Consider the following 21,163-nt stretch of genomic DNA (forward strand, 5'->3'; position numbering starts at 1 on the left):
GGGCTACGCCGGTGAGGCGGACGGGATCACGCCCGACGAAAGGCAGCCAATCAAGCGGCGTCAATCACGGGGCGAACGCTCCAGCCTTTCATTTTTGTGCTTGGAGGTGAAGCCAGCGCGTTGGCTTGTTGTCGTAGCCGCTACCATCTGTTTCACCGATGGTGATGTGCCGCCAGCCGCCGGCCGTCAGCAATTCCGAAAGCCAGGCCGCGGAAAGGTAGTTGTAATACCGGCCGAAGCCGTCGTGGCCCTCTGCCGTTCCCGCCTTGAAGCTCGCGTGGAGTGCGCCGCCATCCTTCAGCGCCCGGCGGATACACGCGAGCACGCCGGGCAAGTCCGCGCGCGGCACATGCAGCAGGCTGGCTTCGGCCCAGATGCCATCGAATTCGTTCTCGGACTGCAATTCTTCGAAACGCATCACCTGCACGGGCCTGCCAATCAGGTTTTCAGCTTGCTTGGCCAGTTCAGCCGAGCCATCCGTCGGCGTCACGTCGAAGCCTTTCGAAAGCATGTAGGCGCTGTCCTGTCCGCCGCCGCAACCGAGTTCGAGAATTGCAGCTCCGGAGGGTAGGGCGGAGAGAAACACATCGAGCCGCGCCGCCGGCAGCTTGCGGTTCCGCGAGGCGTAGATCTCGGCATTTTCGTCGTAGAATGAAGAGGTCATCCGTTCCTCTCGAAATAAATGGTGCGATCCAAATCTTTGAAGTGACCGTCCAGCGTCAAAATATCGGCATCATGCTGTTCCGCAGTCGCATAGATGATCGCGTCGGCCATAGCCAGCTTGTGAACAGCCGAAATCTCTGCAGCCCGGCGGGTAAGTACCGTATCGAGCGGTACGACGACGCATGTGGCCGTGTAAGCGAAGAAACTGTCGACGGCCTCTTCGCCACGTTCCCGCTCCAGCCATTTTGCAAGCTCGAGCTGTACGATGGTGGGAACGATGCATTGAGTTCGCTCGGGTATTTCGCCTTGAATGCGATCGGCGGCCTGACCCTGAACCAGCCATTCGATCCACGCGGAGCTATCGACGACCCGCATCAAAAGCGGTCGTTCCTGTCGCGATAATTCTCGGCGTTTGCGCCTTCTGCAAGCCCGCGCAGATCGTTCAATCCCGGGACGGGCATCAGCAATACGCCTTTACCTTTCGGGATAAAGACGAACTCCTGGCCCGCCGTCCAGTGCTGCTGGTCGCGCACTTCCTTGGGAATGGAAATCTGAAATTTCGTGGACAACGTTGCAGTGGCCATTCTTACCTCTGTGGTATCGATCTCAACAAGGTAAGAATACTGCGCGGATCGGTCAAGAGCCATTCGATTTCCATCGGCCCGCTATTCCTGTCCCTGCCGCTTTCGAATACAAGACCTGAAACTTGTCACCATGACAAGAAAATAGGTCAGTATTGTTGACATAAATGCGGCTGCGTGGTCTGGTGGCGGCTATAGAAAATATGAGGAAACGCCCATGTTGAATTGGGAGAATATGTTTGCCACGCGTTCGTCGCGCATGCGTGCATCGGAAATCCGCGAGCTTCTGAAGCTTCTTGACCAGCCGGACATCATTTCGTTTGCCGGCGGCATTCCGGATCCGGCGCTGTTTCCCGGCAAGGAATTCCAGGCGGCTTATGCCGATATTTTCAATGGCGTGGCTGTCGGCTCGGCGTTGCAGTATTCGGTGAGCGAAGGTTACAAGCCTCTGCGCGAATGGCTGGTGAAGCAGATGGCGGCGCTCGATATCCCCTGCGAGCTCGACAACGTCTTCATCGTCTCCGGCTCGCAGCAGGGACTCGATTATCTCGGCAAGCTTTTCCTCTCGCCGATGGATACGGCGCTCGTTACCTGGCCTACCTATCTCGGCGCGCTGCAGGCCTTCAACGCGTACGAGCCGTCCTACGACCAGCTGACGCCCAATGGAAACCGCACGCCGGATTCTTACCGCGCGGCGGCTGCCCGGAATGGCGGCAAGGTGAAGTTCGCCTATCTCTCCGCCGACTTTTCGAACCCCACCGGCGAGACCGTCGATCGCGTGGGCCGTGAAAAGGTACTCGAACTTGCGGAAGAACTCGATATCGCGGTTATCGAAGATGCCGCCTACCAATCGCTGCGTTATGACGGCGAGCCGGTCCCACCGATCCTGGCGCTGGAGATCGCCAAGAAGGGGCATATCGACAACACCCGCACGATCTATTGCGGCAGCTTCTCGAAGACGCTGGCGCCCGGTCTTCGCGTCGGCTTCGTCGTCGCCAACGCGCCGGTCATCCGTAAGCTCGTGCTGATGAAGCAGGCGGCCGACCTGCATTCCTCGACGATCAACCAGATGGCGATTACCCAGGTCGCCGAGCGCGGTTTCGATGCGCAGGTTGCAAAGATCAAGGCCGCCTATAGCCATCGCCGCGACGCGATGCTGGCAGCGCTTGCCAAGCATATGCCGGCCGGTATCACCTGGACGAAACCGGAGGGCGGCATGTTCATCTGGATTACGCTCCCGAAAGGCATGGATGGCGCGGCGTTGCTTGCGAAATCGATCGAGACCGCCAAGGTCGCCTTCGTTCCCGGCAAGGCCTTCTTTGCCGACGGCTCGGGCGAGAACACGATCCGCCTCAGCTTCTCTTGCGCCAACGACGTCATGATCGAGGAAGGCATCGGTCGTCTCGGCAAGCTGATCGCCAAGGAAATCGGCGGCTGAACGCCGCCGATCCCTTCGAAGCCTATTTCTGGCGGTGCGGGGCGAACAGTTCCATGTCCGCCTCGCTGAGGCGATCGCTCGCCGTATTGAGCTGGTGCCAGTAAGGATAGATCAGCGGCGGCAGGCTGACGTCGTCGAGGCGTTTGCGCTCCTCCTCCGTTAGCTTCAGTTCGGCGGCCGCGAGGTTATCCTTGAACTGCGCGTCGGTGCGCCCGCCAACGATGACGGAGGTCACGGCCCTGTGGCCGATCAGCCAGGCAAGCGCCACCTGTGCGGCCGATACACCGCGGCTTTCGGCGATCGAGACAAGCGTTTCGACGATATTCCAGAGACGGTTTTCGTCGCGGATCGGCGGCTCGTCCCATCCGGCGAACTGGCGCGTGCCCTCCGGCGTTTGCTGGTTCCGGCGATGTTTGCCGGAGAGGAGGCCGCCCGCAAGCGGGCTCCAGACGAGAACCCCGAGACCTTGATCGACGCTGATCGGCAGCAGCTCGTATTCGGCGTCGCGGGCTTCGAGCGTATAGTGGATCTGCTGGCTGACGAAGCGTTGGCGCCTTTCCCTTTCGCTGACGCCGAGTGCTTTCATGATGTGCCAGCCGGAAAAGTTCGAGCAGCCAACATAACGGACCTTGCCCTGGCGCACGAGCGTATCGAGGGCCTCCATCGTTTCTTCGAGCGGCGTCTGGCCGTCCCATTCATGGAGCTGGTAAAGATCGATGACATCGGTCTTCATGCGCCTGAGGCTTGCCTCGCAGGCTGCGATCAAGTGCTGGCGCGACGAGCCGGCGTCGTTCGGGCCGTCGCCCATCGGGAAGCGCGCCTTCGTGGCGATCAGCACGCCGTTCTTGCGCTTGCCGCCAAGGACGTCGCCAAGAATTTCCTCCGAAATACCGGCCGAATAGACATCGGCGGTATCGATCAGATTGACGCCTGCATCGAGGCATATGTCGACGAGGCGGCGGGCCTCGGCAACGCCGAGATCGCCCACCATCTTCGCCCAGCCCTTGCCGCCGAAAGTCATCGTGCCCATCGTCACGGTCGAAATCTTGAGGCCCGAGCGGCCAAGCAGACGATATTCCATTGCTCATCTCCCAACTTCAAAAATCAAAAATCGAAACGCGGGTTAGAAGATAGCGGGGTACCGTTACGGTCAAGTGCGGCTCGCGCCGGTATTCGCGGCGATCTTTAGCCGACTGTCACAATCATGTTATTCGGCCTCTCTATGGAACGCTCATGTTCATCATGAGGGAATTGCCATGAAGAAGCTCTCCATCTTTACCGCACTGCTGGCTGCCGGTTTCATTTCCGTTTCGGCCGAGGCCGCCGATCTCGTGCTCTACACCAGCCAGCCGAACGAAGACGCGCAGGCGACGGTCGATGGCTTCATGGCCGCCAATCCGGACGTCAAGGTCGATTGGGTGCGCGACGGCACGCCGAAGATCATGGCGAAGCTCCAGGCCGAGATCGAAGCCGGCAATCCGGTTGCCGACGTGCTCTTGATTGCCGACACGGTGACGCTGGAGCGCCTCAAGGAAGCCGGTAAGCTGCTCGCCTACAAGTCGCCGGAAGCGGCAAACTACGACGCCGCGCTCTACGATGCCGAGGGCTACTATTATTCCACCAAGCTGATCACTACCGGCATCATGTATAATACCTCGGCTCCAATGAAGCCGGCGAGCTGGGAGGATCTGACGAAGCCGGACGCCAAGGGCCTCGTTGCTATGGCGAGCCCGCTGACCTCGGGTGCGGCTCTCATCCACGCCCAGACGCTGGCTGCAGTCGATGGCCTCGGTTGGGACTACTACAAGGCCCTTGCCGCAAACGGCGCCATAGCTGCCGGCGGCAACGGCGCGGTCCTGAAATCGGTCGCTTCCGGCGAGAAGGCTTACGGCATGGTCGTCGATTATATGCCGATCCGCGAGAAGGCAAAGGGCGCACCGGTCGAGTTCGTCTTCCCACAAGAGGGCGTTTCGGCCGTGACCGAGCCCGTCGGCATTCTGGCGAGTACAAAGAACGCCGACGCGGCGAAGAAATTCGTCGACTACGTGCTGTCTGAAAAGGGCCAGGAAGCCTTCGTGAAGCTCGGCTATATTCCGGCCCGTAACGGCATGAAGCTGCCGGAAGGTTTTCCGGCACGCGACAGCATCAAGGTGCTACCGATCAAGGCTGGCGAAGCGCTGAAGAATACCGATCAGGATCTGAAGACCTTCTCGGGCATCTACGGATCGAACTGATCACAACCGGATAGCCGATGCAGGGATATGTTCGTGCGGGAAGCAGCCAGCCGGCCTGGCTGTTTCCCTTTGTCATTCTTATGGTTGTGGTTCTCAGCGTGCTGCCGCTGGCGCGGCTCGCCGTTGCAGGCATTGCCGCGTTGGCGAATGGTGGCGTGGCTGCCGTACTTGCCGATCCGGCCCTCTGGTCGGCCACTTATTACACGATCGTCACCGCCGTTCTCGGCACGGCGCTTTCGCTCGTCATCGGCTGCGCCTTCGCCTTCCTGCTGACGCTGACGGATATTCGCGGCAAGGGGCTTTTGAGCTTCCTCTTCGTGCTGCCGATGATGATCCCGCCGCAGGTGACGGCGCTGGCCTGGGTGCAGATGTCCGGCCCGTCGAGCCCGCTTCTCAAAGCATTGCACATCGCGCCACCGCTAGGCTCCCCGCAGCCGCTTTATTCGGTCGGCGGTATTGCGCTGCTCTACGGCGTGCAGCATGCGCCGCTCGTCTATCTGGCTTTGAGGGCCGGGCTGATGGCGTTGCCGCGCGACGGCGTGGAGGCTGCACGGCTTTCGGGCGCATCCAGCTTTCGTGTCTTTCGCGATATTATCCTGCCGCTGTCGCTGCCCGGTGTCATCGCGGGTGCGGCGATCTCATTCGTCTCCTGCACCGGCAATTTCGGCATTCCGGCGATCCTCGGCATTCCCGCCTCGATATATACCTTGCCGACGCTGATCTTCTCGAAATTCTCGGCCTTCACCAGCCGTACGTTCGGTGATGTGGCGCTGCTGTCGGCAATCATCGCGATCATTTCGGTGGCAGGGCTTGCGATCCAGGATCGGGCCTTGCGCGGCCGGGACTATCGTGTGCTTGGCCTTTCGGGCGCGACAGCGGCCTTCGGTCTCGGCAGCTGGAAGTATCTGTTCGTGCCGCTGCTTTGGATCATCTTGTTCTTCATGCTGGCAGCCCCGTTCTTCGCGCTGCTTGCCGGAGCATTGGTGCCGGCCTATGGCGTGCCGCTGACCTTCAAAACCATGTCCCTCAGCGCCTTTCATGAAATTCTCTTCCGCCAGGCGGTGACGCGGACGGCCTTTGTCAATTCGCTCTCGCTTGCGGCCGGAACGGCGGTGTGTCTCCTGCTGGTGACTTTTCTGGCGGCCTATGCACTGACGCGGCGCAAGGATGCGATTGCGCGCATCGTCTCAAGTCTGATCGAGATACCCTATTCGCTGCCGGGCATCATCATTGCGGTGTGCTTCATCCTCGTCTTTGCCGCACCGGTGCCTGTTCTCAACGTCACGCTTTACGGCACCATCTGGATCATCCTGATCGCCTATCTCTCGAGCTTCTTTGCCGTCAGCCTGAAGCCGGTCGTCAGCGCGTTCCACCAGCTCGATCCGGCGCTGGAGGAGGCAGCACGGCTTTCCGGCGCAGGCTTTTTCCGGCGGCTGAGGGACATCATCGTGCCGCTGATTGCCCCGGCCGCCGGTGCTTCCGTCATTCTCGTCTTCCTGATCGCCTGTAACGAGCTGACGATTTCAGCGCTGCTCTGGTCAGCAGGTACGCAGACGCTCGGCGTGGCAATCTACAATCTCGATGACAGCGGCAGCTCGGATCTGGCGTCTGCGCTTTCCGTGCTTGTCGTCGTCATGGTCGTCGTCATGATGCTGCTTCTGGAATTGCTGGCAAAGCGGCTTCCCAAGGGAGTGGTGCCGTGGCGAAGCTGATCCTCAATCATGTAGCCAAGGATTTCGCCACCGGAAAACCGGCAGTGACCGCGCTTTCACTCGACGTGCGCGAGGGAGGGTTCCTGGCGCTTCTCGGCCCTTCCGGCTGCGGCAAGACGACGGTGCTCAGAATGATCGCAGGCTTCGAGACACCGAGCGACGGTTCGATCCATCTCGGCGAGCGGCTGCTTGCCGATGCGTCGCAATCTCTGCCGCCCGAACGGCGCAACATGGCGATGGTCTTCCAGTCCTATGCGCTCTGGCCGCATATGAACGTCGCCGGCAACGTCGGCTACCCGCTGAAGGTGCGCGGCATTGCAGGGGAAACCTATCACCGGAAGGTGCGGGATGCGCTTTCGACCGTGCGGCTTGCGGACTACGCCGAGCGGCGTCCGGCCGACCTCTCGGGCGGGCAGCGCCAGCGCGTGGCGCTGGCACGCTGCCTGGTGACATCGCCGGATGTGGTGCTGCTCGACGAGCCGCTCGCCAATCTCGATCGGCATCTGAAGCAGGAGATGGAGGAGACCTTTCGCGAGTTTCACCAGCGTTCCGGCGCCACGATGATCTATGTGACGCACGACCAGAGCGAGGCGATGGCGCTGGCCACGGACGTTGCGGTGATGTCCGAAGGGCGCCTGTTGCAAGTCGCGCCACCAGCCGAAATTTATGCGCGCCCCGAAGGGCGGATGGTCGGCGGGTTGATAGGGCGAGGGGCGATCCTGACCGCGCGGTCTCCGATCGGTGATAGGCGCGATTTCGACTGGAAAGCACTCCAGGCTGTTATTGCCGGTAAGCCAGGCGAGGGACCGAAGATCGATATGCTCGTGCGTCCCGAAGACGTCCTGCTCGGCGGCGAGGGCATTCCGGCCACGGTGGAATCGGTTCTCTATGAAGGCGAGCGTTACGCACTGAAACTCGCTCTGGAGGATGGCCAGATGCTGCGCGCTTTCAGCCGTACGGCAGTGCAGGCGGGCGACGTGTTGAAGGTCGCGATCCGTGCCGCATGGCGGCTCTGATTTCGTCCAAGCAGCCTTCCCGAATGCCTCTTTCCTCTCTACAAATGACGTAACGCCAACCGGAAATGTTCGATGTCGCTTCGCCTTGCAACATTCAACGTCGAAAACCTGATGACGCGTTTCGATTTCACCGGCTTTCGCAATCAGTTGCGCCAGGACCGTGTGATCAAGCTTTTCGAGGTGCAGAGCGAAGGCGTCTATCAGCAGCTCGAACAGGCGCGGGTCATCGCCTCGACTGACGATACGCGACAGATGACGGCGCTTGCGATCGCCGATGCCGCTGCTGACATTCTCTGCCTCCAGGAAATCGACAATATTGAGGCGCTGCAGGCCTTCGAGTACGGCTATCTTTTCCGGATGGTGGGAACCGGTTACCGGCAGAAATATCTCGTCAAGGGCAATGACAGCCGCGGTATCGATGTCGCGGTCCTCATGCGCGAGGAAACGCACGACGGCCAGAAGATCGAACTGAAGGAGATCAAGAGCCACGCGATGCTCACCTATCGCGATCTCGATTTGTTCAACGATCAATTGGCGCTCACGAACCGTATTGACGACAAGATCTTCAAGCGCGATTGCCTGGAACTCGATCTCGTGATCGGCGGCGTGCCGCTGTCGCTTTATGTCGTGCATTTCAAGTCGATGGATGGGCCACGCACCAACGGCGTCAGCAGCAGGCAGGCGACGATGCCCGTCCGCCGGGCCGAGGCGCTGGCCGTGCGCCGGATCATCGAGGATAGGTTCGGCGCCGGACATACAGCCAACAAGAATTTCGTGATCTGCGGCGACATGAACGACTATCAGGAGCGGGTGAACGTCATCGGCGTGCGCAGGAGCGGGTACCGGTTCGAACACAACGACGAGGCCGAAAGCGCGCTCGACGTGTTCAGCCATGACGACTTTGCCGAGAACGCCGTTCGCCGCCGCGATCCGCTCGACCGCTGGACGCTCTATCACGCGCGGGGACCGGAAGAGCAGTGGCTTTGCCAGCTCGATTATCTCTGGCTCTCACCGGCGCTTGCGAAAGCGAACGTTGGCCGGGCGGCGGAGATCATTCGGAACGGCCAGCCTTTCCGCACGATCTTTCCGCCAGGCCAGGAAGTCGAGCGCTATCCGCGCACCGGTTGGGACCGACCGAAAGCCTCCGACCATTGCCCCGTCGTCATGACACTGGATTTAGTATGAGTCTTGAATTTTCAGATGATTTTGCCGGGTGGCCACCGGAGAGGACTGTTTTTCCTGTCGCCTCGATCGACCTTCGCGTGCTGCCGGGCGAGCATCCTTTTCATCTGCAGAATGCAGCGCTTGCGGGCGAGAACTGGAAGCGCGAGATATCGGACAAACCGGAGCTCTTCGACGGTCGAATGGTGTTTCAGCATGAGCTTGCCCTGAACGACGGCGGTATAGCGGGCGCGGGCCATATCATTCCTTTCTCGACCTTCATGTGGTGGCGCAAGCAGGCCGAGCGCCGAGGCGGCATCCATCTTTTCGCATTCGGCATCATGGTGTCGTCGGATGGCGCGATCATCGCCGTACGCATGGGTGCGCACACGGCGAATGCCGGCCAGGTTTATTGTGCCGCCGGTTCACTGGACCTCGACGATATCGCGGGCGGCTGTTGCGACGTCGAGGGCAATATGCGGCGCGAGGTGCTTGAGGAGACGGGTCTCGATCTTCGCGACGCGACGCCGGATGCCACCTATTATGCCAGCCATTTCCGCCGTACGGTGACCGTGTTCCGGCTGTTCCGGTTCGACCTAACTGCGGACGAAATGATCGAGCGGATCGCGGCCCATATGCTCGTTGCCGAGGATAAGGAAATTGCCGGCGCGGTCGCGATCCATTCGGCCGATCATTCGGCCTATCCTTACAATGTCGCCATGCTTCCGATCATCGATTGGTATTTCGCCAATATAAACGAGGGCTAATATCTTGCGCTCGTTTCGCCGGTCGGGCAGGTTGCAGGTTCGATGACCGATTAAGGAGACCGACGTGGCGCGTAGCTACAGCGTCTATGACGTGTTCACCGACCGCAAACTCGCCGGAAATCCGCTGGCCATCATCTTCGACGGCGACGATCTGAGCGACGATGCGATGCAGGCGATCGCCCGAGAGATGAACCTCTCGGAGACCGTCTTCGTACGTCCCTCCGCAAATCCGGCCTACACAGCCAAGCTCAGGATTTTCACGCCGGGCCGCGAACTGCCCTTCGCCGGCCACCCGACCGTCGGCGCGGCGATTGCGCTTGCCGAAGACGCGCATGGCCGAGACATGACGCTCGATCTCGTCTCGGTGCTGGAGGAAAATGTCGGGCCGGTGCGCTGCGCGGTTCGGCTGCGGCGGGGCGAGGCGAGTTTTGCCGAATTCGATCTACCGAAGAAATCGCAGCAGATCAGCATGCCGCTGGATAAGCTGGGCATCGCCAATGCGCTGTCGCTTAAGGTGACGGAGATCGGTTTTGAAAATCACGTGCCCTCGATCTGGAGCGCCGGCGTTCCTTTCCTGCTGGTGCCGGTCCACGATGTTGGGGCTGCAACGCGGCTCGAGTTCGATCCGCAGCTATGGGAGAAGACCGTGCCATTCGTCGACGGTTCGCTGGCCTCGGCCTATGTCTATTGCCGCGCCGGCATGAACCATTCGGCGCAGTTCCACGCGCGTATGTTTGCAAGCGACATGGGAATAACCGAGGATCCGGCGACCGGCGCGGCTGTCGCAGCTCTTTCAGGCGCGATCCATCATTTCGACCGGCTGCCGGACGGCCATCATCCGATCACGGTCGAACAGGGCGTGGAGATGGGCCGGCCGTCCTTCGTTCACCTGCATGTCGATGTCGAAGCCGGGACCATCTCCAATGCCCGGATCGGCGGGCAGGCGGTGCGCATCGCCACGGGTACGCTCGACCTTTGATTTCATTCCCATTTCAGCCGTGCGAAAAATTCTTCGAAATTAAATCAAAGAATTTTCGGCAGGGCGCTGGACAAGACCAGCGATCCTGTTTATACGCCCCGTCACACCGCGCAGCCAAGCGCGAACGGGTGATTAGCTCAGTTGGTAGAGCAGCTGACTCTTAATCAGCGGGTCGTAGGTTCGAGCCCTACATCACCCACCAAAAACCTCTTGAAGTCATTGGGAAATCTTGAAGTACTCCGGAAAGTACGAACCACTGGTTTCCAACAAATTGGAAACGGTTTCCAATTCACGTTCCGTTCCTGTTCCGGAAAGCAGCGGGTTCAATCTCGCTCCAGCGGCTCTCCATGAGCTTCATCGCATCACGCGTCAGACTGCGCAGCGTGACCTCCCTCCCGTAACCAAGGCGGTCCCTTCATCCTTTGTGCTCAGGCCACCGCCGACGATAATTACTGCTGGCATCACTTGAAGCGTGCCTACCGGCCGAAGGAGAGCGAATGACTGACCTCTTCGGCTTCGCGATGCATCGCGATGCCGAGTTCTACGGCCCGAACCGGCTGACGCTGACCAGGCGCTGGGGAGAAGGCCCGCAGGCTTGTGTCATCGGCCACAATCCGTCGAGGGCAGGAAAGCTCGTAGAGGACAACACCTCTCTCTGGTGGAATAGATGGTTCCGCGAGTTCGGATTCGGCGGATATGACGCCGTCAACCTCTATCCATTCTCCACCTCAGACCCTTCGGAGTGCCGCCGTATCGTCGCAACCATCGAGCATGGCGCATGTGACGTCAGAGACGATCTCTATTTCGTCAATCTCCCTCATGTTGTTGCCAAGGCCAAAGCCGCAGCCAAAGTGTTTGTCTGCTGGGGCGCGATAGCCTGGGACATAGACTTTGCGGATCATGTTGCCGATGAAATCCAGTCCGGGGAAGGGCCGTATCCTGACTTGTGGTGCTGGGGCGTGACGTCGAGCGGAGCTCCTAAGCATCCGATGGCGCGGGGGAAGCATCGTATCCCGGCAGATCAGAAAGCAATCATGTGGAGGGCAGCCGGCAAATGAGCAAAGGGAAACTCGACACACCGCTCGACGGTCTCGGCATCAAGTTGATGCCGGTCTATCGACGCCGTGCGGCCGCGCAAAGCCATGCTCGAGGAATGATGCACGAGATCGAAGATGATCCTTTCGGCAAGTGATTGGGAGTCAAACAAAATATCAACCACCGGGAAATCCGGGCGCGGCGTTCGCTGTAAAACGCAAGAGATTTGCTAAAGTTCAAGCGGAGTGAACCAACCCAGGTGCGGGATGAAGGTTTGAGGCTCTGCCCGGGTGAACTTCCTGACACATTATAGCCCTGGCTTCGGCTGTGGAGCCGACCCCGGGCTATTCGGACCGAGATCAACGCCGTGTGTACGTGGTGGTAGTCCCTGAGTCGCCTGTCTGGGGAGCCGCCATCTATCGCGCACCGGGATCCGGTTGAGCATGTCTGTTAGTTCTGCCGCGTTCTTCTCAGTCAGCTCGGTGAGCTGCTTGCACCCGAGCATTGCGGGGTAGCCGGTGACGACATCGAAAACCGTCCATGTGCCGTCGAGTTCTGCTCGGCGGTCGTATGGGATGTAGATGTCGGAAGACATGATGCCCTGCCTCAGGCAACGGTATGGCGCCCTTACGCAACAGCGCCACGGCTAAACGCGAAGCAGCCCCATTTGTTCAGGCTCCGCAGCTCCCGATGTTTATTTTTCTTCCTCATTCGAGGGCGGAAAAATCAACATCCATCCGCGCTGGCGGGTTCCGGCAAATAAGGAGAAGACGCATGAGCGTACTTCGCCGGCTATCTGCAGGGCCCGCCGGAAGGCAATGGCGACTGGTCGAAGTATACGCCGCAGGGCGAGCTTTCCATGACCGCCACGAATCCGGCTGCCATTGAGCAGTTCGAGATCGGCGGCGTCTATCGCCTTACCTTTGAAAAGGCCGGTGACGAACGGTGAAGGAAACCACCTCGGAGGCCTTACAACGCACGGCTTCCGGGGTGATGACAAAAGTCACCTATGTCTAAGCGCACCGAACGAGCGATCATTTCGCGGGGTCGGCTTTGACATCAGAGTCAAATGTGGCTGAGTCCCAGTCGGCGATAAAATACTTCTCAACCGTAAGCTCACCCTTTTCAGCTCTGGCGGCCTTTGCTGCGGCGTTGAATGCTGCTTGTGCCGCGTCGCGATCTTGGAAGTCGCCGATCAGGGTGGTGTTGGGTAGCTTATACCATTTCTTTGCGGTAAGCGCCCATACCCAAGTCGACCATCCAAGTTTCTCCGCTTGAGCGATAAACGCGGCGTGCGGATCTCGATAGGGGTCGGCGATATCGTAAACTGCAATGTAGCGTGCCATAGCCGTTCCTTTGCTGGTTGCATGAGCAATTGATAATGAACGCCCATGAGTCGCAAGTGCAGTTCAACAACAGGATTGGCTTTGCACATTGTCGCCCCGGTTATTCGACTTCTCCGCAAGCCGTGGGGCGGTTTGATCTAAAATAGATGGGGAATAGATTGCGCTCGCCCGTTCGGGGCAGCCTTCATTCGAGGGTGAGAAGTGGGCAAGCCGGCTCTTTGCCTTCTATACGGTTCAGCGTGGGATTTGGCGGAATATGAAAGGCGCCGACCGAAAGGCCGACGCCCTGCGTCAGAGCAACACCTTCAAAATCGCCGCAATGCCGAAAAGACAAGGGCTAGATTGACCATAATGTGACGCGGATCGTGGTTCTCTTCCACATGGGTAAAGCCCTCGATCCCGTGCGCACGGAACCCAAAAGGTTTCGTGTGACATGCCTGCCTCAGCCTTGCCGTCCGCTCGATGCGATCAGGCATCGGATCGAGTGGCAGCGCTGGCTGATCTGGATCGCGGAGACGGCGAGGACGGCCACGAAGAGGCGGATCGTCTCGGAGTCGGGGAACGAGATTTGGGACGCTTGGCCATTCAAGCGGTCCATCAGCAAATACCTTAGATGCGATTGATCGTGACGGCAGGTGCTACTTTGCGCTTTGGAGATTACGAAGCTTCTGGTTATGGAATGTGAGGATGGATGCCAGCTAGGCTGACGCTCAATAACTGGATTGAGCATGAGGCTTCGCATCGCCTTCAGCACCAGCTTTCTCCTGCGCTCGTCATCAGCCAGCCCAAGGCCGGCAATCTCGACGGAAAACGGCGTGCACGTGCTGACGCGGCGGGCATGTTCGTCGGTTGACCGAACAAAGGAGGCGACGTCCTTAGCGGGAGTTTCCCTGATGTCGAGCCACTCGATGGCCCCACCATTGAAACAGGAAAACGATGCTATGTTTCATCCGAGGGTTGTTTTTTCATTTATGGATGCGCTTTTAGCGTTGACTACACCGGCAATTTTCATAGATGCTACTATCGATGATCTATAATATGATAAAATTTCAATCTTTAGTTTTATTGATGGTTCGTCTAATAGTGGTTCTGAAAACAGTGGCTGGGGTGGCCGGATCGGTGCAGCTGTCGGCAGTGGCTATACCGCAATGGGTGACTATGGCGGCGCTCCTTCTTCCGATAGTGGAGGGGAATTAGTAGCGGGGGAAACCACAGGTAGCTCGAAGGAGCGTATGGTAATGAACATAGATTTCGACGTCAGCCGGAGTCTACGTTCGATTGATGAGGGAGAGGGCAATTGAAATATTCCGACATCCTCATACCGCTCGCCATCATAAACCCTCTGTTGATTTTTTTGTTTCCTTTCGGGCTACAGGCGATCGGCGATCAGTTCATTTATTTCGCTTTTCTCTCTCCGATTATCTCATTTTTAGTGTGGGACTTTCTCATCAGGCCCTTTTTAATAAAACAGTGACCTAAGCACTTATTGGAATTCTTGTGGTGACCGGTGGTGTGGGGCAGTTCTGGAGGCATCGATTTAGTCTCTGCAATAGTATATCTTCCACGGCGGCCACCACCGCGGCTCCACGCCTGGTGTCGCCGAGAAGCCATGACCACCCCATTCGTTGCAACCTTCGACGCAGCAGTAGCGCACGTACGGCGCGGCTGTCTGAATCGGTCTATCTTCCGCCAATGCACTCAAGGCTTGGGAACGCCACCGTCACCTTCTCGCGGCATCCGTTACCTCCTAGTTTGGCGCGGCGGCTGCGGTTTCACCCGGCGGCAAGATCCGGAACATAAAGGTTGAAACCTTCTCACCTGGCTTGAAAGGACCAGGTACCTGGTGGCTTACCGGTTTCAGGTTTTGAAGGAATGCTGCAATCGATGTCACGTCGTCTTCGGTGAGCCGCGCGAATGCATGCCACGGCATGATCGGCGCCAGGGCGCGACCGTCGGGCCGTTGCCCGGTCTGAATCGCAGTCACGATCTGCTCCATGGTCCAGCTGCCGATGCCGGTCTCCTTATCAGGCGTTATGTTGCTGCCAACGAAAACGCCTTTCCCCGGGATTTCAAAACCGACATCCGAGCCGCCCAGAAATCGCGAGCTGTCCGGTTTTCCGAAGAAATATCCCGGTGTGTGACAGTCGTTGCAGCCGCCGATCGTGACGAGATATTCGCCGCGCGCAATCTTCGTATCGTCGGCAGCCGGTACCATGGACGGCTGCAGACCCAATGCAGAGACGGCTAAAAATGCGAACCGGGAGCTCCATCGAAACATCTTCCCCTCCGTGACTTAATTCACAACTGGAAACGAAGTGAATATCACGGCGAACCTGCTCTATATATTAGCCATTTGGAATTATCGATTGCGCCGAAGTGGTCCGCTATTTTAGGCAGCGTCACGGCCATTCAGGAGGATCTTCCGGAAATGCGAAAGGTCACCGATGATGTTCAGCGTTGGAAGCTGATGGGGATTGGAGCGCTTGCCGTCATCGGAAACGGCGATATGGCGATGGGCGTAAGCCTTGCCGATGCGCTTCGGCGGATTGAAGCAATCATTCTAGGACGCTAGCGCCATTCAACGAAGGGCTACCTCGTCGCCACTAGCGTCTACTCGCCGAAAAGAGACTTGGGGTACTCGGGGGCGGGCGGCGCGCAAACCTCATCGAGCCGCGCCACGATGTCCTCTGGCAACCTCATCCCGGAGTTGACGAGGGCGATGGCCTGCGTTAGCGCGGCCTGGCCGTGTTCGCTTTTGACATCGACATGATTCCTGTCTGACCAACGCCCGACTGCAGACGTTACGAGTTCGATGTCATCATCGGTAAAGGAACACAATTCGAAACGAGACATGACAGCTCTCCTGTTTCAGGCAAGAGCAGATCGTCTCTCAATCGGCCCGGGCACCCGGTTGAATTATCGGGCCGATAAACAACAGTACGCTTAGCCGCCCCTTAAGGCAATCACGCCGTTCTCGTCAGCGATGACAGACCCCGGGCGCGCACGCCAGAGTTTTACGGCGACCCGTTTTTCAGGCATCCACTTGTCATACGGATCTTCTCACGCTCGTAATTGACCAAGGCAGAGACCGCGCAGCCGGCAGAAGCCGTCACGCGCTTCCAGTACGGTATTGATTTTATTGCGCGGCGTAACATGTTCAGGACGTTGTCAATTCCTATTGGGGGAAATCGATGCCGAAATCCGCGTTCGTTTTTGCCTGCCTCTCGGCGCTGCTGCTTTCGTCTTGCGGAAATACGGCCTGGGGCCTGAAGCGTGACGGCCAGGAAGCGAGCCGCGCGATGGACGACGCGTCGCATCGCATGCTGTCTGCTGGCTCGAAAAAGAGATAGGTCTGGGCGAGGGGCGGTGGCCGTCCCTCGCTTGCCTATCGGCATTGATCTTACCGAAGCGGCGCGGCTGAAGGCGTGATTGCCGGTTCCTTGGGTGAGAAGATAATGAAGGCGAAAAGCAACGCGCCGGCGAAGATGATCAGCGACGAAACGGCCACGACCGGCTCCATGGCCGCGTTCCCCCGCAGCATCAGGTAGAGCGCAGGGACCAACACCGTCAGGCCCGCCGTGTAGATGTAATACTGGATCAGCGCGATACGGCGTTCGGCCTTTTTCGGGTTCAGCGCGTGATACCCTCCAAAGATCGCCATGCTGACCCAGCCCAAGAGATTACAGTGGGCGTGGGCGCCGATAACAGAATGATCATGGGAAATGGCCATGTTCAAACCGATGGCTATCCCGACAATGAAGAAGACGACTGCGGTCTTGAAGTAGAGTTCTGCTAAGCGTGGCATGAGATTCCCCCTCTTTTTTGCCAAAGCGAGGATACCACTTCTTTGCAATGACGAGAATGCCGGAAACGAAAGTAACTCTGTTGCAATCGCAAGAAATGACTTCGATCGATTCTTGCGGTGCCGTGCTCTGCGTCGGGTTACCGGGCGTCCGCAGATTCAATCTTCCGCCTGTCGAGTATGGTTAATTTTTAACTATCTCGCGCGTATGAAGGAACGGAAGCGCGCCGTCAGCCGTTAAGGCGGCGAACTGGAGGAGCCCATGATCTTTAAAATCGTTACCGCCAAATCCGAAGTCGAAACCGATGACACCGGAACCTATCCCGACGGCATTTTCGAATCGAACCGCATCGATTTCAGCGCCCGCCGTAATGAGCGCGATCGTTCCTCGCACGAGCGCGATTATGGTCCGGGCCGCAAGGTCGCAGAAGTTCCGCTGGGTCTCGCCTGATCCGTTTCAGGTGGTCTTCTCTGTCAGTGCGCGGAACGGAAACTTGCGGCTGCATTCGCAGCGAATGATATAGGTTTCCTGAAAGTTCGAGTTTTTTTGCTCGAAGAAGCCTTTTGGCAGCTGATCGACACGAAATGCGGGATGCTTGCGCGAATGGTGATCGTCCTCCGAGGCCTCGGCAAAACCGGTATTGCCGCATTGCGGGCAGGTTAGCTTCTTCGAAAAACGGTCTCGCGCGGCCATCGGCTTCCTTTCGTTGTCGTCGCGTCATACAGCCGAAAGACCGCGCATGAAAGCCGGAATGCTGTCGACCGGCATTCACTCGATCAGGGTGCCGGCGCTTCAACCTGCGGCGGGGGTTTGGTAGATCCGGTCGTAGCCTGATCAGGGCCGGGTGAAATGGCTATGCTGCCGATGACGATGACAACGGCGATCGCTCCGGCAATCCCGAAGGTCCAAATCAGCCAGCTCCGGCGCTCCTCTGCCAGCAGGCGCTTTTCTTCTTCCACAGGTGATAGCGGGGTGGACGGCTCGCCACGGCCGTTGCTTTTATCAATCATGAAACTCCCTCTTTTGTCAGGAACAAGCGCCTCTCCGGATTGTTCCCGTGCCGACGGAGCGAAAAAACTGTTCCGGCTTTCGAATAGCAGCGAGCGAGGGCCGGACTATGACGATCGCGGGCCCTATTCCGCAATTCGACGTTCCACGCCCTCGAAGCCGGCTTCCGCAAGCTCTGCCGTTGCAGAAACGGGAGCCTGATTGTCCACCGAGACGACAGCGGCCGGAAGCGGCGTGCCGCGCTTGCGCTCGCGGGCAAGGGTCAACAGGCCCGAGCAGATGATCAGCACGATGCCGGCGGCCATCGGGAGATCGATCGTGTCATCGAAGATGAGATAGCCGAAGGCGATTGCCCAGATCATCTGGCTGTACTGGGGCGGTGCGACAAGGTTTGCGGGCGCGAATCGGGCCGCCGTCATGAGAAGCACATTGCCGATCGCCCCGAGAATGCCATAGGTCGCCATGAAGAGCCACTCGCGCGGCGTGGGAGTAGCAATGTCGGAAAGCATCAACAGGCCGCTGACGGTCAGTGTTCCGATGAGCCCCGCGCCATAAAGCGAAATACGCTTTTCGGCCGGTCCCATCGCCCGCAGGATGACGATGGAGATGGCCGCGCTCAAGCCGCCGATGGCGGCGGCTAGATGGCCGATGGACAGTTCGCGAAAGCCCGGCCTCAACACGATCAGCACGCCGATGAAGCCGACGATTACGGCCGTCCAGCGCTGCCAGCGAACATCCTCCTTGAGGAAGATGACCGAGAGGATCGTCACGAAGGAGGGCAGCAGGAAGAGGAGACAGAAAGCCTCCGCCATCGGCAGCTTCGTGAAGGTGATGATCGAGGCGATCGCGCCGATCGCTCCACAGACGAAGCGAAGCGCCCAAAGGGTGCGGTTCGACGTCCTGGCAACATCGAGCCAGGAATCGTCCCGCGTTTTGACGACCGGCAGGACAACCAGCCCGAAGACGGCGCCGATGAAGCCAACCTGATAAGAAGGGATCGCGCCGTGAAGGATCTTGATGGAGGCATCGCTGAAAGCGAAGACGGCGTAGGCCGCGAAAGCGAGGAGGACACCGCGGACCGGCGAATGAATGGGGGACATGTTCTCGAATCGAACTTGAGGAGGTTATCCCCGAATACGAAAAAATCCCTACGGCGAGCAGATGCGGTTGCGAATAGCTGCCATGCGAATGGGCAACCCATCCGGCTGTCTACATCCGTTCGCTACGAAGCTCTGCGCCATATTCACGGTAGATGCTGAGGCAATCCGTGTAGCTTAGCGAACCGTGTTCACCGTAGATGATATGCACGTTCGACGCATCGGTTGCCGCCTCCTCGGAGACGAAGAGAATTGCCTCGCCAAGCGACTTGCCGGTGATTGGTATGTCGGTTCCGTCTTCCCGCGTTATTCCCTTGACTATGGCTGCAATCCTGCGGTGGCTGAAAACAGCGCGTCGGTCTTCCGGCGTCATCGAAATGCCCTCGATCGAAATTCCGGTGGCGAAAACTGCCGCCTATCACCGTAAAACGCTTGTGAAGCCAATTTGTGCCGTTGATGCGCACCGGATCGTGGAAAACCGGAAATTGCAAGCGGCTTGGACCTTTTAACTTTTCCCGGCGGCGCAAGGGGCGTATTCAGGGTACCGACTCCTGCCTGCCCGGTTCCCAGCGGCGATATGAATCTCCTCCTGCAATGCGCAACGGCATATCGATGACGACAGTACAGACGAGTGAAAAAACGAGCGAAGCGCCAAGCGGAGGTCAGGCGAAGATCGTGGCGCTGGTCGTTGCCGTATCGTTCTTTATGCAGATTCTCGACGGCACGATCGTCGCGACATCGCTACCGCAGATGGCGGCGAGCTTTGGCGTGCAGCCGGTCTCGATGAGCATCGGCATCACCGTCTACATGCTGACGATGTCGGCTTTCATCCCGCTTTCCGGCTGGCTCGGTGACCGCTTTGGCGCAAGGCGGGTGTTTCTGGCGTCGATTGGGGTCTTTACCGGCGCTTCGCTTTTCTGCGGACTTTCCGGCAGCCTTGCGGAATTCATCGCCGCGCGTGCGATCCAGGGTGCGGGAAGCGCGCTGATGACGCCGGTCGGACGCATCATCGTCCTGAAGAGCGCGCCGAAATCCGAGCTGGTGAATGCGATCGCGCTTATCACCTGGCCAGCGCTGACGGCACCAGTCATCGGGCCGGTGCTCGGCGGCTTCATCACGACCTATGCAAGCTGGCACTGGAATTTCTTGATCAATATTCCGATCGGCCTTCTCGGCATGGCGCTCGTGCTGCGCTTCGTACCGGAGCAGCGCGAGGAGAACCCGGGCCGTCTCGACATGCTGGGCTTTATTCTGAGCGGCGCCGGCATGACATTCATGCTTGCCGCGCTCGAACTCTCCGTGAAGTGGGAGGGCAGCCTGCTTCCCGTCTTTGCAATTCTTGCCGCAGGCATCGTGCTTTCCGTCATGGCCGCCCGGCATTTCCTGAAGGTGGAAAATCCGCTACTCGATCTCTCGGCCTTCAAAGTCCAGACCTTCGCGATGTCGACGCTCTCGGCGGGCACGGCCTGCCGGGTCGCGATCAACGCCACGCCTTTTTTGCTGCCGCTGCTGTTCCAGCTCGGTTTCGGCTTGAGCTCGATTGCCGCCGGCACATATCTGCTCGTCTATTTTCTCGGTAACCTCGGCATGAAAGCGGTGACGACGCCGCTGCTTGCCCGGTTCGGATTCCGCAATGTTCTTTGCGTGAACGGGCTGATCGCGGCATTGTGCATCATGGCGTGCGGCTTTTTCACGCCGGTTACGCCCCTGGCGGTAATCTACGCGATCCTGCTTGCGGCCGGTCTTTCGCGCTCGATGGAATTCACCGCCCTGAACACGCTTGCCTTCGCCGATATCAGCCCGGCGCAGCGCAGCTCCGCCTCGACATTGTCCAGCATGCTCCAGCAGGCCGCCATGCTGCTCGGAGTTGCTGTTGCAGCGGCGCTGCTCAATGTCTCAACCGCGCTTCGTTCAGCGCCGGAGCCTGCGCTCGTCGATTTCCGCTGGGCCTTTCTGGCGGTCGGCCTTATGGGCATCATATCGTCCTTGCGCTTTTTCAGTCTGCCCGCAGACGCCGGCGCGGAAGTCTCCAAGCACAAGCGCTTCCAAAAAAAGTGAATGTGATGGAACCATTTCGATCCGGCTGCGTTGAGTTTCGGGTTTGCGCATCTTTCAGCGTTCGTAGCGTATTTTCGTCCCGCAATGTCTTCAGCGGGTAGGGTCATATTGCCGGCATGATTTCAGATACGAACTTCCTTCGATTGAAGGCTTGCAGGGGGACGGAGGCTTTGCCGCCGTTTACGCGCAATGGCCGATGCACTACGACATTCGAATGCAGACGATCCGGCCGCCGGACAGTTGCGTGGCAACTTGGCCGAGTCCG

At 58.9% G+C, this 21,163-nt stretch carries 27 protein-coding genes and 1 tRNA gene; 15 read left to right on the forward strand and 13 right to left on the reverse strand.

All coding sequences use genetic code 11. The annotated features are described in order from the left end of the window. Window positions 1-88 precede the first annotated feature (88 nt). Genes N2599_RS06375 through N2599_RS06385 form a run of 3 tightly spaced genes read right to left on the reverse strand, consistent with a single transcriptional unit; the run spans window position 89 to window position 1,247 of the window. Window positions 89-664: a class I SAM-dependent methyltransferase gene (locus tag N2599_RS06375; RefSeq protein WP_027508923.1), complete on the reverse strand. Its 576-nt coding sequence runs from the start codon at window positions 662-664 to the stop codon at window positions 89-91. Next, the gene (locus N2599_RS06380) at window positions 661-1,038 is read right to left on the reverse strand and encodes a type II toxin-antitoxin system VapC family toxin (RefSeq protein WP_027508924.1); all 378 of its coding nucleotides are present in this window, start codon (window positions 1,036-1,038) and stop codon (window positions 661-663) included. The genes N2599_RS06375 and N2599_RS06380 overlap by 4 nt, the downstream gene beginning before the upstream one ends. Further along, entirely contained in the window at window positions 1,038-1,247 is a 210-nt protein-coding gene (locus N2599_RS06385) for an AbrB/MazE/SpoVT family DNA-binding domain-containing protein (RefSeq protein WP_027508925.1), read from the reverse strand. The genes N2599_RS06380 and N2599_RS06385 overlap by 1 nt, the downstream gene beginning before the upstream one ends. 214 nt (window positions 1,248-1,461) lie before the next feature. Here N2599_RS06385 and N2599_RS06390 point away from each other — a divergent pair, with 214 nt between their 5' ends. Next, the gene (locus N2599_RS06390; RefSeq protein ID WP_027508926.1) at window positions 1,462-2,682 is read left to right on the forward strand and encodes an aminotransferase-like domain-containing protein; all 1,221 of its coding nucleotides are present in this window, start codon (window positions 1,462-1,464) and stop codon (window positions 2,680-2,682) included. 22 nt (window positions 2,683-2,704) lie between these two features. Here N2599_RS06390 and N2599_RS06395 read toward each other — a convergent pair whose 3' ends face one another. Then, complete coding sequence (locus tag N2599_RS06395; protein ID WP_027508927.1) at window positions 2,705-3,763, reverse strand: aldo/keto reductase; 1,059 nt, start codon at window positions 3,761-3,763, stop codon at window positions 2,705-2,707. Window positions 3,764-3,938: 175 nt separating this feature from the next. Here N2599_RS06395 and N2599_RS06400 point away from each other — a divergent pair, with 175 nt between their 5' ends. The 9 genes from N2599_RS06400 to N2599_RS06440 all read left to right on the forward strand — a co-directional run bounded on the left by N2599_RS06400 (window position 3,939) and on the right by N2599_RS06440 (window position 11,743). Continuing rightward, on the forward strand, window positions 3,939-4,916 hold the full coding sequence (locus tag N2599_RS06400; protein ID WP_027508928.1) for an ABC transporter substrate-binding protein: 978 nt from the start codon (window positions 3,939-3,941) through the stop codon (window positions 4,914-4,916). Window positions 4,917-4,933: 17 nt separating this feature from the next. Further along, window positions 4,934-6,628, forward strand: a complete 1,695-nt coding sequence (locus tag N2599_RS06405; RefSeq protein ID WP_027508929.1) for an ABC transporter permease — start codon at window positions 4,934-4,936, stop codon at window positions 6,626-6,628. Further along, the gene (locus N2599_RS06410) at window positions 6,616-7,644 is read left to right on the forward strand and encodes an ABC transporter ATP-binding protein (RefSeq protein WP_027508930.1); all 1,029 of its coding nucleotides are present in this window, start codon (window positions 6,616-6,618) and stop codon (window positions 7,642-7,644) included. The genes N2599_RS06405 and N2599_RS06410 overlap by 13 nt, the downstream gene beginning before the upstream one ends. Before the next feature lie 72 nt (window positions 7,645-7,716). Beyond that, window positions 7,717-8,829: an endonuclease/exonuclease/phosphatase family protein gene (locus tag N2599_RS06415; RefSeq protein ID WP_027508931.1), complete on the forward strand. Its 1,113-nt coding sequence runs from the start codon at window positions 7,717-7,719 to the stop codon at window positions 8,827-8,829. Continuing rightward, on the forward strand, window positions 8,826-9,572 hold the full coding sequence (locus tag N2599_RS06420; RefSeq protein WP_027508932.1) for a DNA mismatch repair protein MutT: 747 nt from the start codon (window positions 8,826-8,828) through the stop codon (window positions 9,570-9,572). The genes N2599_RS06415 and N2599_RS06420 overlap by 4 nt, the downstream gene beginning before the upstream one ends. Window positions 9,573-9,636: 64 nt before the next feature. After that, the gene (locus N2599_RS06425) at window positions 9,637-10,551 is read left to right on the forward strand and encodes a PhzF family protein (protein ID WP_027508933.1); all 915 of its coding nucleotides are present in this window, start codon (window positions 9,637-9,639) and stop codon (window positions 10,549-10,551) included. Window positions 10,552-10,677: 126 nt separating this feature from the next. Next, window positions 10,678-10,753: transfer RNA gene (locus N2599_RS06430), tRNA-Lys, on the forward strand. Window positions 10,754-11,048: 295 nt separating this feature from the next. Beyond that, the gene (locus N2599_RS06435; RefSeq protein WP_027508934.1) at window positions 11,049-11,609 is read left to right on the forward strand and encodes a DUF1643 domain-containing protein; all 561 of its coding nucleotides are present in this window, start codon (window positions 11,049-11,051) and stop codon (window positions 11,607-11,609) included. Beyond that, window positions 11,606-11,743: a hypothetical protein gene (locus N2599_RS06440; protein WP_156915228.1), complete on the forward strand. Its 138-nt coding sequence runs from the start codon at window positions 11,606-11,608 to the stop codon at window positions 11,741-11,743. The genes N2599_RS06435 and N2599_RS06440 overlap by 4 nt, the downstream gene beginning before the upstream one ends. Window positions 11,744-12,620: 877 nt before the next feature. On the opposite strand, the gene N2599_RS06445 is transcribed toward N2599_RS06440, so the two are convergent. Continuing rightward, window positions 12,621-12,932 (reverse strand): hypothetical protein, encoded by a 312-nt coding sequence (locus N2599_RS06445; protein WP_027508935.1) that lies wholly within the window; start codon window positions 12,930-12,932, stop codon window positions 12,621-12,623. Between the two features lie 442 nt (window positions 12,933-13,374). Then, window positions 13,375-13,530, reverse strand: a complete 156-nt coding sequence (locus N2599_RS06450; protein ID WP_156915229.1) for a hypothetical protein — start codon at window positions 13,528-13,530, stop codon at window positions 13,375-13,377. 93 nt (window positions 13,531-13,623) lie between these two features. Between N2599_RS06450 and N2599_RS06455 the strand changes: the two genes are divergently transcribed. Further along, on the forward strand, window positions 13,624-13,785 hold the full coding sequence (locus N2599_RS06455; protein ID WP_156915230.1) for a hypothetical protein: 162 nt from the start codon (window positions 13,624-13,626) through the stop codon (window positions 13,783-13,785). Between the two features lie 894 nt (window positions 13,786-14,679). Here the strand turns inward: N2599_RS06455 and N2599_RS06460 are convergent. Continuing rightward, the gene (locus N2599_RS06460; protein WP_027508938.1) at window positions 14,680-15,210 is read right to left on the reverse strand and encodes a c-type cytochrome; all 531 of its coding nucleotides are present in this window, start codon (window positions 15,208-15,210) and stop codon (window positions 14,680-14,682) included. Window positions 15,211-15,360: 150 nt separating this feature from the next. On the opposite strand from N2599_RS06460, the gene N2599_RS06465 reads away from it, so the two are divergent. Then, window positions 15,361-15,504 carry a DUF1515 family protein gene (locus tag N2599_RS06465; protein ID WP_244564549.1) on the forward strand — a complete coding sequence of 48 codons (144 nt, stop codon included), beginning with the start codon at window positions 15,361-15,363 and terminating at the stop codon, window positions 15,502-15,504. A gap of 38 nt (window positions 15,505-15,542) precedes the next feature. Here the strand turns inward: N2599_RS06465 and N2599_RS06470 are convergent, their stop codons facing one another. Continuing rightward, window positions 15,543-15,785 (reverse strand): hypothetical protein, encoded by a 243-nt coding sequence (locus tag N2599_RS06470; RefSeq protein ID WP_027508939.1) that lies wholly within the window; start codon window positions 15,783-15,785, stop codon window positions 15,543-15,545. Window positions 15,786-16,123: 338 nt separating this feature from the next. Between N2599_RS06470 and N2599_RS06475 the strand changes: the two genes are divergently transcribed. Further along, window positions 16,124-16,282 carry a hypothetical protein gene (locus tag N2599_RS06475; protein ID WP_027508940.1) on the forward strand — a complete coding sequence of 53 codons (159 nt, stop codon included), beginning with the start codon at window positions 16,124-16,126 and terminating at the stop codon, window positions 16,280-16,282. Between the two features lie 50 nt (window positions 16,283-16,332). On the opposite strand, the gene N2599_RS06480 is transcribed toward N2599_RS06475, so the two are convergent. Continuing rightward, window positions 16,333-16,737: a hypothetical protein gene (locus N2599_RS06480; RefSeq protein ID WP_027508941.1), complete on the reverse strand. Its 405-nt coding sequence runs from the start codon at window positions 16,735-16,737 to the stop codon at window positions 16,333-16,335. 259 nt (window positions 16,738-16,996) lie between these two features. Here N2599_RS06480 and N2599_RS06485 point away from each other — a divergent pair, with 259 nt between their 5' ends. Beyond that, the gene (locus tag N2599_RS06485; RefSeq protein ID WP_027508942.1) at window positions 16,997-17,185 is read left to right on the forward strand and encodes a hypothetical protein; all 189 of its coding nucleotides are present in this window, start codon (window positions 16,997-16,999) and stop codon (window positions 17,183-17,185) included. Between the two features lie 6 nt (window positions 17,186-17,191). On the opposite strand, the gene N2599_RS06490 is transcribed toward N2599_RS06485, so the two are convergent. The 4 genes from N2599_RS06490 to N2599_RS06505 all read right to left on the reverse strand — a co-directional run bounded on the left by N2599_RS06490 (window position 17,192) and on the right by N2599_RS06505 (window position 19,213). Then, window positions 17,192-17,428, reverse strand: coding sequence for a hypothetical protein (locus N2599_RS06490; RefSeq protein WP_027508943.1), 237 nt, complete (start codon window positions 17,426-17,428; stop codon window positions 17,192-17,194). A gap of 83 nt (window positions 17,429-17,511) precedes the next feature. After that, window positions 17,512-17,745, reverse strand: coding sequence for a hypothetical protein (locus tag N2599_RS06495; protein WP_037141266.1), 234 nt, complete (start codon window positions 17,743-17,745; stop codon window positions 17,512-17,514). A 123-nt stretch (window positions 17,746-17,868) separates the two neighbouring features. After that, a complete protein-coding gene (locus N2599_RS06500; protein WP_027508944.1) occupies window positions 17,869-18,843 on the reverse strand; it encodes a DMT family transporter in 975 nt (324 codons plus the stop codon). A 109-nt stretch (window positions 18,844-18,952) separates the two neighbouring features. Next, window positions 18,953-19,213: a hypothetical protein gene (locus N2599_RS06505; protein WP_027508945.1), complete on the reverse strand. Its 261-nt coding sequence runs from the start codon at window positions 19,211-19,213 to the stop codon at window positions 18,953-18,955. Window positions 19,214-19,452: 239 nt separating this feature from the next. Here N2599_RS06505 and N2599_RS06510 point away from each other — a divergent pair, with 239 nt between their 5' ends. Next, the gene (locus N2599_RS06510; protein WP_027508946.1) at window positions 19,453-20,898 is read left to right on the forward strand and encodes an MFS transporter; all 1,446 of its coding nucleotides are present in this window, start codon (window positions 19,453-19,455) and stop codon (window positions 20,896-20,898) included. The last annotated feature ends 265 nt before the right edge of the window (window positions 20,899-21,163 follow it).

This window comes from Rhizobium sullae (assembly GCF_025200715.1).
Classification (GTDB): Bacteria; Pseudomonadota; Alphaproteobacteria; order Rhizobiales; family Rhizobiaceae; genus Rhizobium; species Rhizobium sullae.

What these genes read in the sequence shown, in the direction of transcription:
- N2599_RS06375 (WP_027508923.1), bottom strand. Translation starts at nt 664, where the DNA reads ATGACCTCTTCATTCTACGACGAAAATGCCGAGATCTACGCCTCGCGG.
- N2599_RS06380 (WP_027508924.1), bottom strand. Translation starts at nt 1,038, where the DNA reads ATGCGGGTCGTCGATAGCTCCGCGTGGATCGAATGGCTGGTTCAGGGT.
- N2599_RS06385 (WP_027508925.1), bottom strand. Translation starts at nt 1,247, where the DNA reads ATGGCCACTGCAACGTTGTCCACGAAATTTCAGATTTCCATTCCCAAG.
- N2599_RS06390 (WP_027508926.1), top strand. Translation starts at nt 1,462, where the DNA reads ATGTTGAATTGGGAGAATATGTTTGCCACGCGTTCGTCGCGCATGCGT.
- N2599_RS06395 (WP_027508927.1), bottom strand. Translation starts at nt 3,763, where the DNA reads ATGGAATATCGTCTGCTTGGCCGCTCGGGCCTCAAGATTTCGACCGTG.
- N2599_RS06400 (WP_027508928.1), top strand. Translation starts at nt 3,939, where the DNA reads ATGAAGAAGCTCTCCATCTTTACCGCACTGCTGGCTGCCGGTTTCATT.
- N2599_RS06405 (WP_027508929.1), top strand. Translation starts at nt 4,934, where the DNA reads ATGCAGGGATATGTTCGTGCGGGAAGCAGCCAGCCGGCCTGGCTGTTT.
- N2599_RS06415 (WP_027508931.1), top strand. Translation starts at nt 7,717, where the DNA reads ATGTCGCTTCGCCTTGCAACATTCAACGTCGAAAACCTGATGACGCGT.
- N2599_RS06420 (WP_027508932.1), top strand. Translation starts at nt 8,826, where the DNA reads ATGAGTCTTGAATTTTCAGATGATTTTGCCGGGTGGCCACCGGAGAGG.
- N2599_RS06435 (WP_027508934.1), top strand. Translation starts at nt 11,049, where the DNA reads ATGACTGACCTCTTCGGCTTCGCGATGCATCGCGATGCCGAGTTCTAC.
- N2599_RS06440 (WP_156915228.1), top strand. Translation starts at nt 11,606, where the DNA reads ATGAGCAAAGGGAAACTCGACACACCGCTCGACGGTCTCGGCATCAAG.
- N2599_RS06445 (WP_027508935.1), bottom strand. Translation starts at nt 12,932, where the DNA reads ATGGCACGCTACATTGCAGTTTACGATATCGCCGACCCCTATCGAGAT.
- N2599_RS06450 (WP_156915229.1), bottom strand. Translation starts at nt 13,530, where the DNA reads ATGGACCGCTTGAATGGCCAAGCGTCCCAAATCTCGTTCCCCGACTCC.
- N2599_RS06455 (WP_156915230.1), top strand. Translation starts at nt 13,624, where the DNA reads ATGCCAGCTAGGCTGACGCTCAATAACTGGATTGAGCATGAGGCTTCG.
- N2599_RS06460 (WP_027508938.1), bottom strand. Translation starts at nt 15,210, where the DNA reads ATGTTTCGATGGAGCTCCCGGTTCGCATTTTTAGCCGTCTCTGCATTG.
- N2599_RS06465 (WP_244564549.1), top strand. Translation starts at nt 15,361, where the DNA reads ATGCGAAAGGTCACCGATGATGTTCAGCGTTGGAAGCTGATGGGGATT.
- N2599_RS06470 (WP_027508939.1), bottom strand. Translation starts at nt 15,785, where the DNA reads ATGTCTCGTTTCGAATTGTGTTCCTTTACCGATGATGACATCGAACTC.
- N2599_RS06475 (WP_027508940.1), top strand. Translation starts at nt 16,124, where the DNA reads ATGCCGAAATCCGCGTTCGTTTTTGCCTGCCTCTCGGCGCTGCTGCTT.
- N2599_RS06480 (WP_027508941.1), bottom strand. Translation starts at nt 16,737, where the DNA reads ATGCCACGCTTAGCAGAACTCTACTTCAAGACCGCAGTCGTCTTCTTC.
- N2599_RS06485 (WP_027508942.1), top strand. Translation starts at nt 16,997, where the DNA reads ATGATCTTTAAAATCGTTACCGCCAAATCCGAAGTCGAAACCGATGAC.
- N2599_RS06490 (WP_027508943.1), bottom strand. Translation starts at nt 17,428, where the DNA reads ATGGCCGCGCGAGACCGTTTTTCGAAGAAGCTAACCTGCCCGCAATGC.
- N2599_RS06495 (WP_037141266.1), bottom strand. Translation starts at nt 17,745, where the DNA reads ATGATTGATAAAAGCAACGGCCGTGGCGAGCCGTCCACCCCGCTATCA.
- N2599_RS06500 (WP_027508944.1), bottom strand. Translation starts at nt 18,843, where the DNA reads ATGTCCCCCATTCATTCGCCGGTCCGCGGTGTCCTCCTCGCTTTCGCG.
- N2599_RS06505 (WP_027508945.1), bottom strand. Translation starts at nt 19,213, where the DNA reads ATGACGCCGGAAGACCGACGCGCTGTTTTCAGCCACCGCAGGATTGCA.
- N2599_RS06510 (WP_027508946.1), top strand. Translation starts at nt 19,453, where the DNA reads ATGACGACAGTACAGACGAGTGAAAAAACGAGCGAAGCGCCAAGCGGA.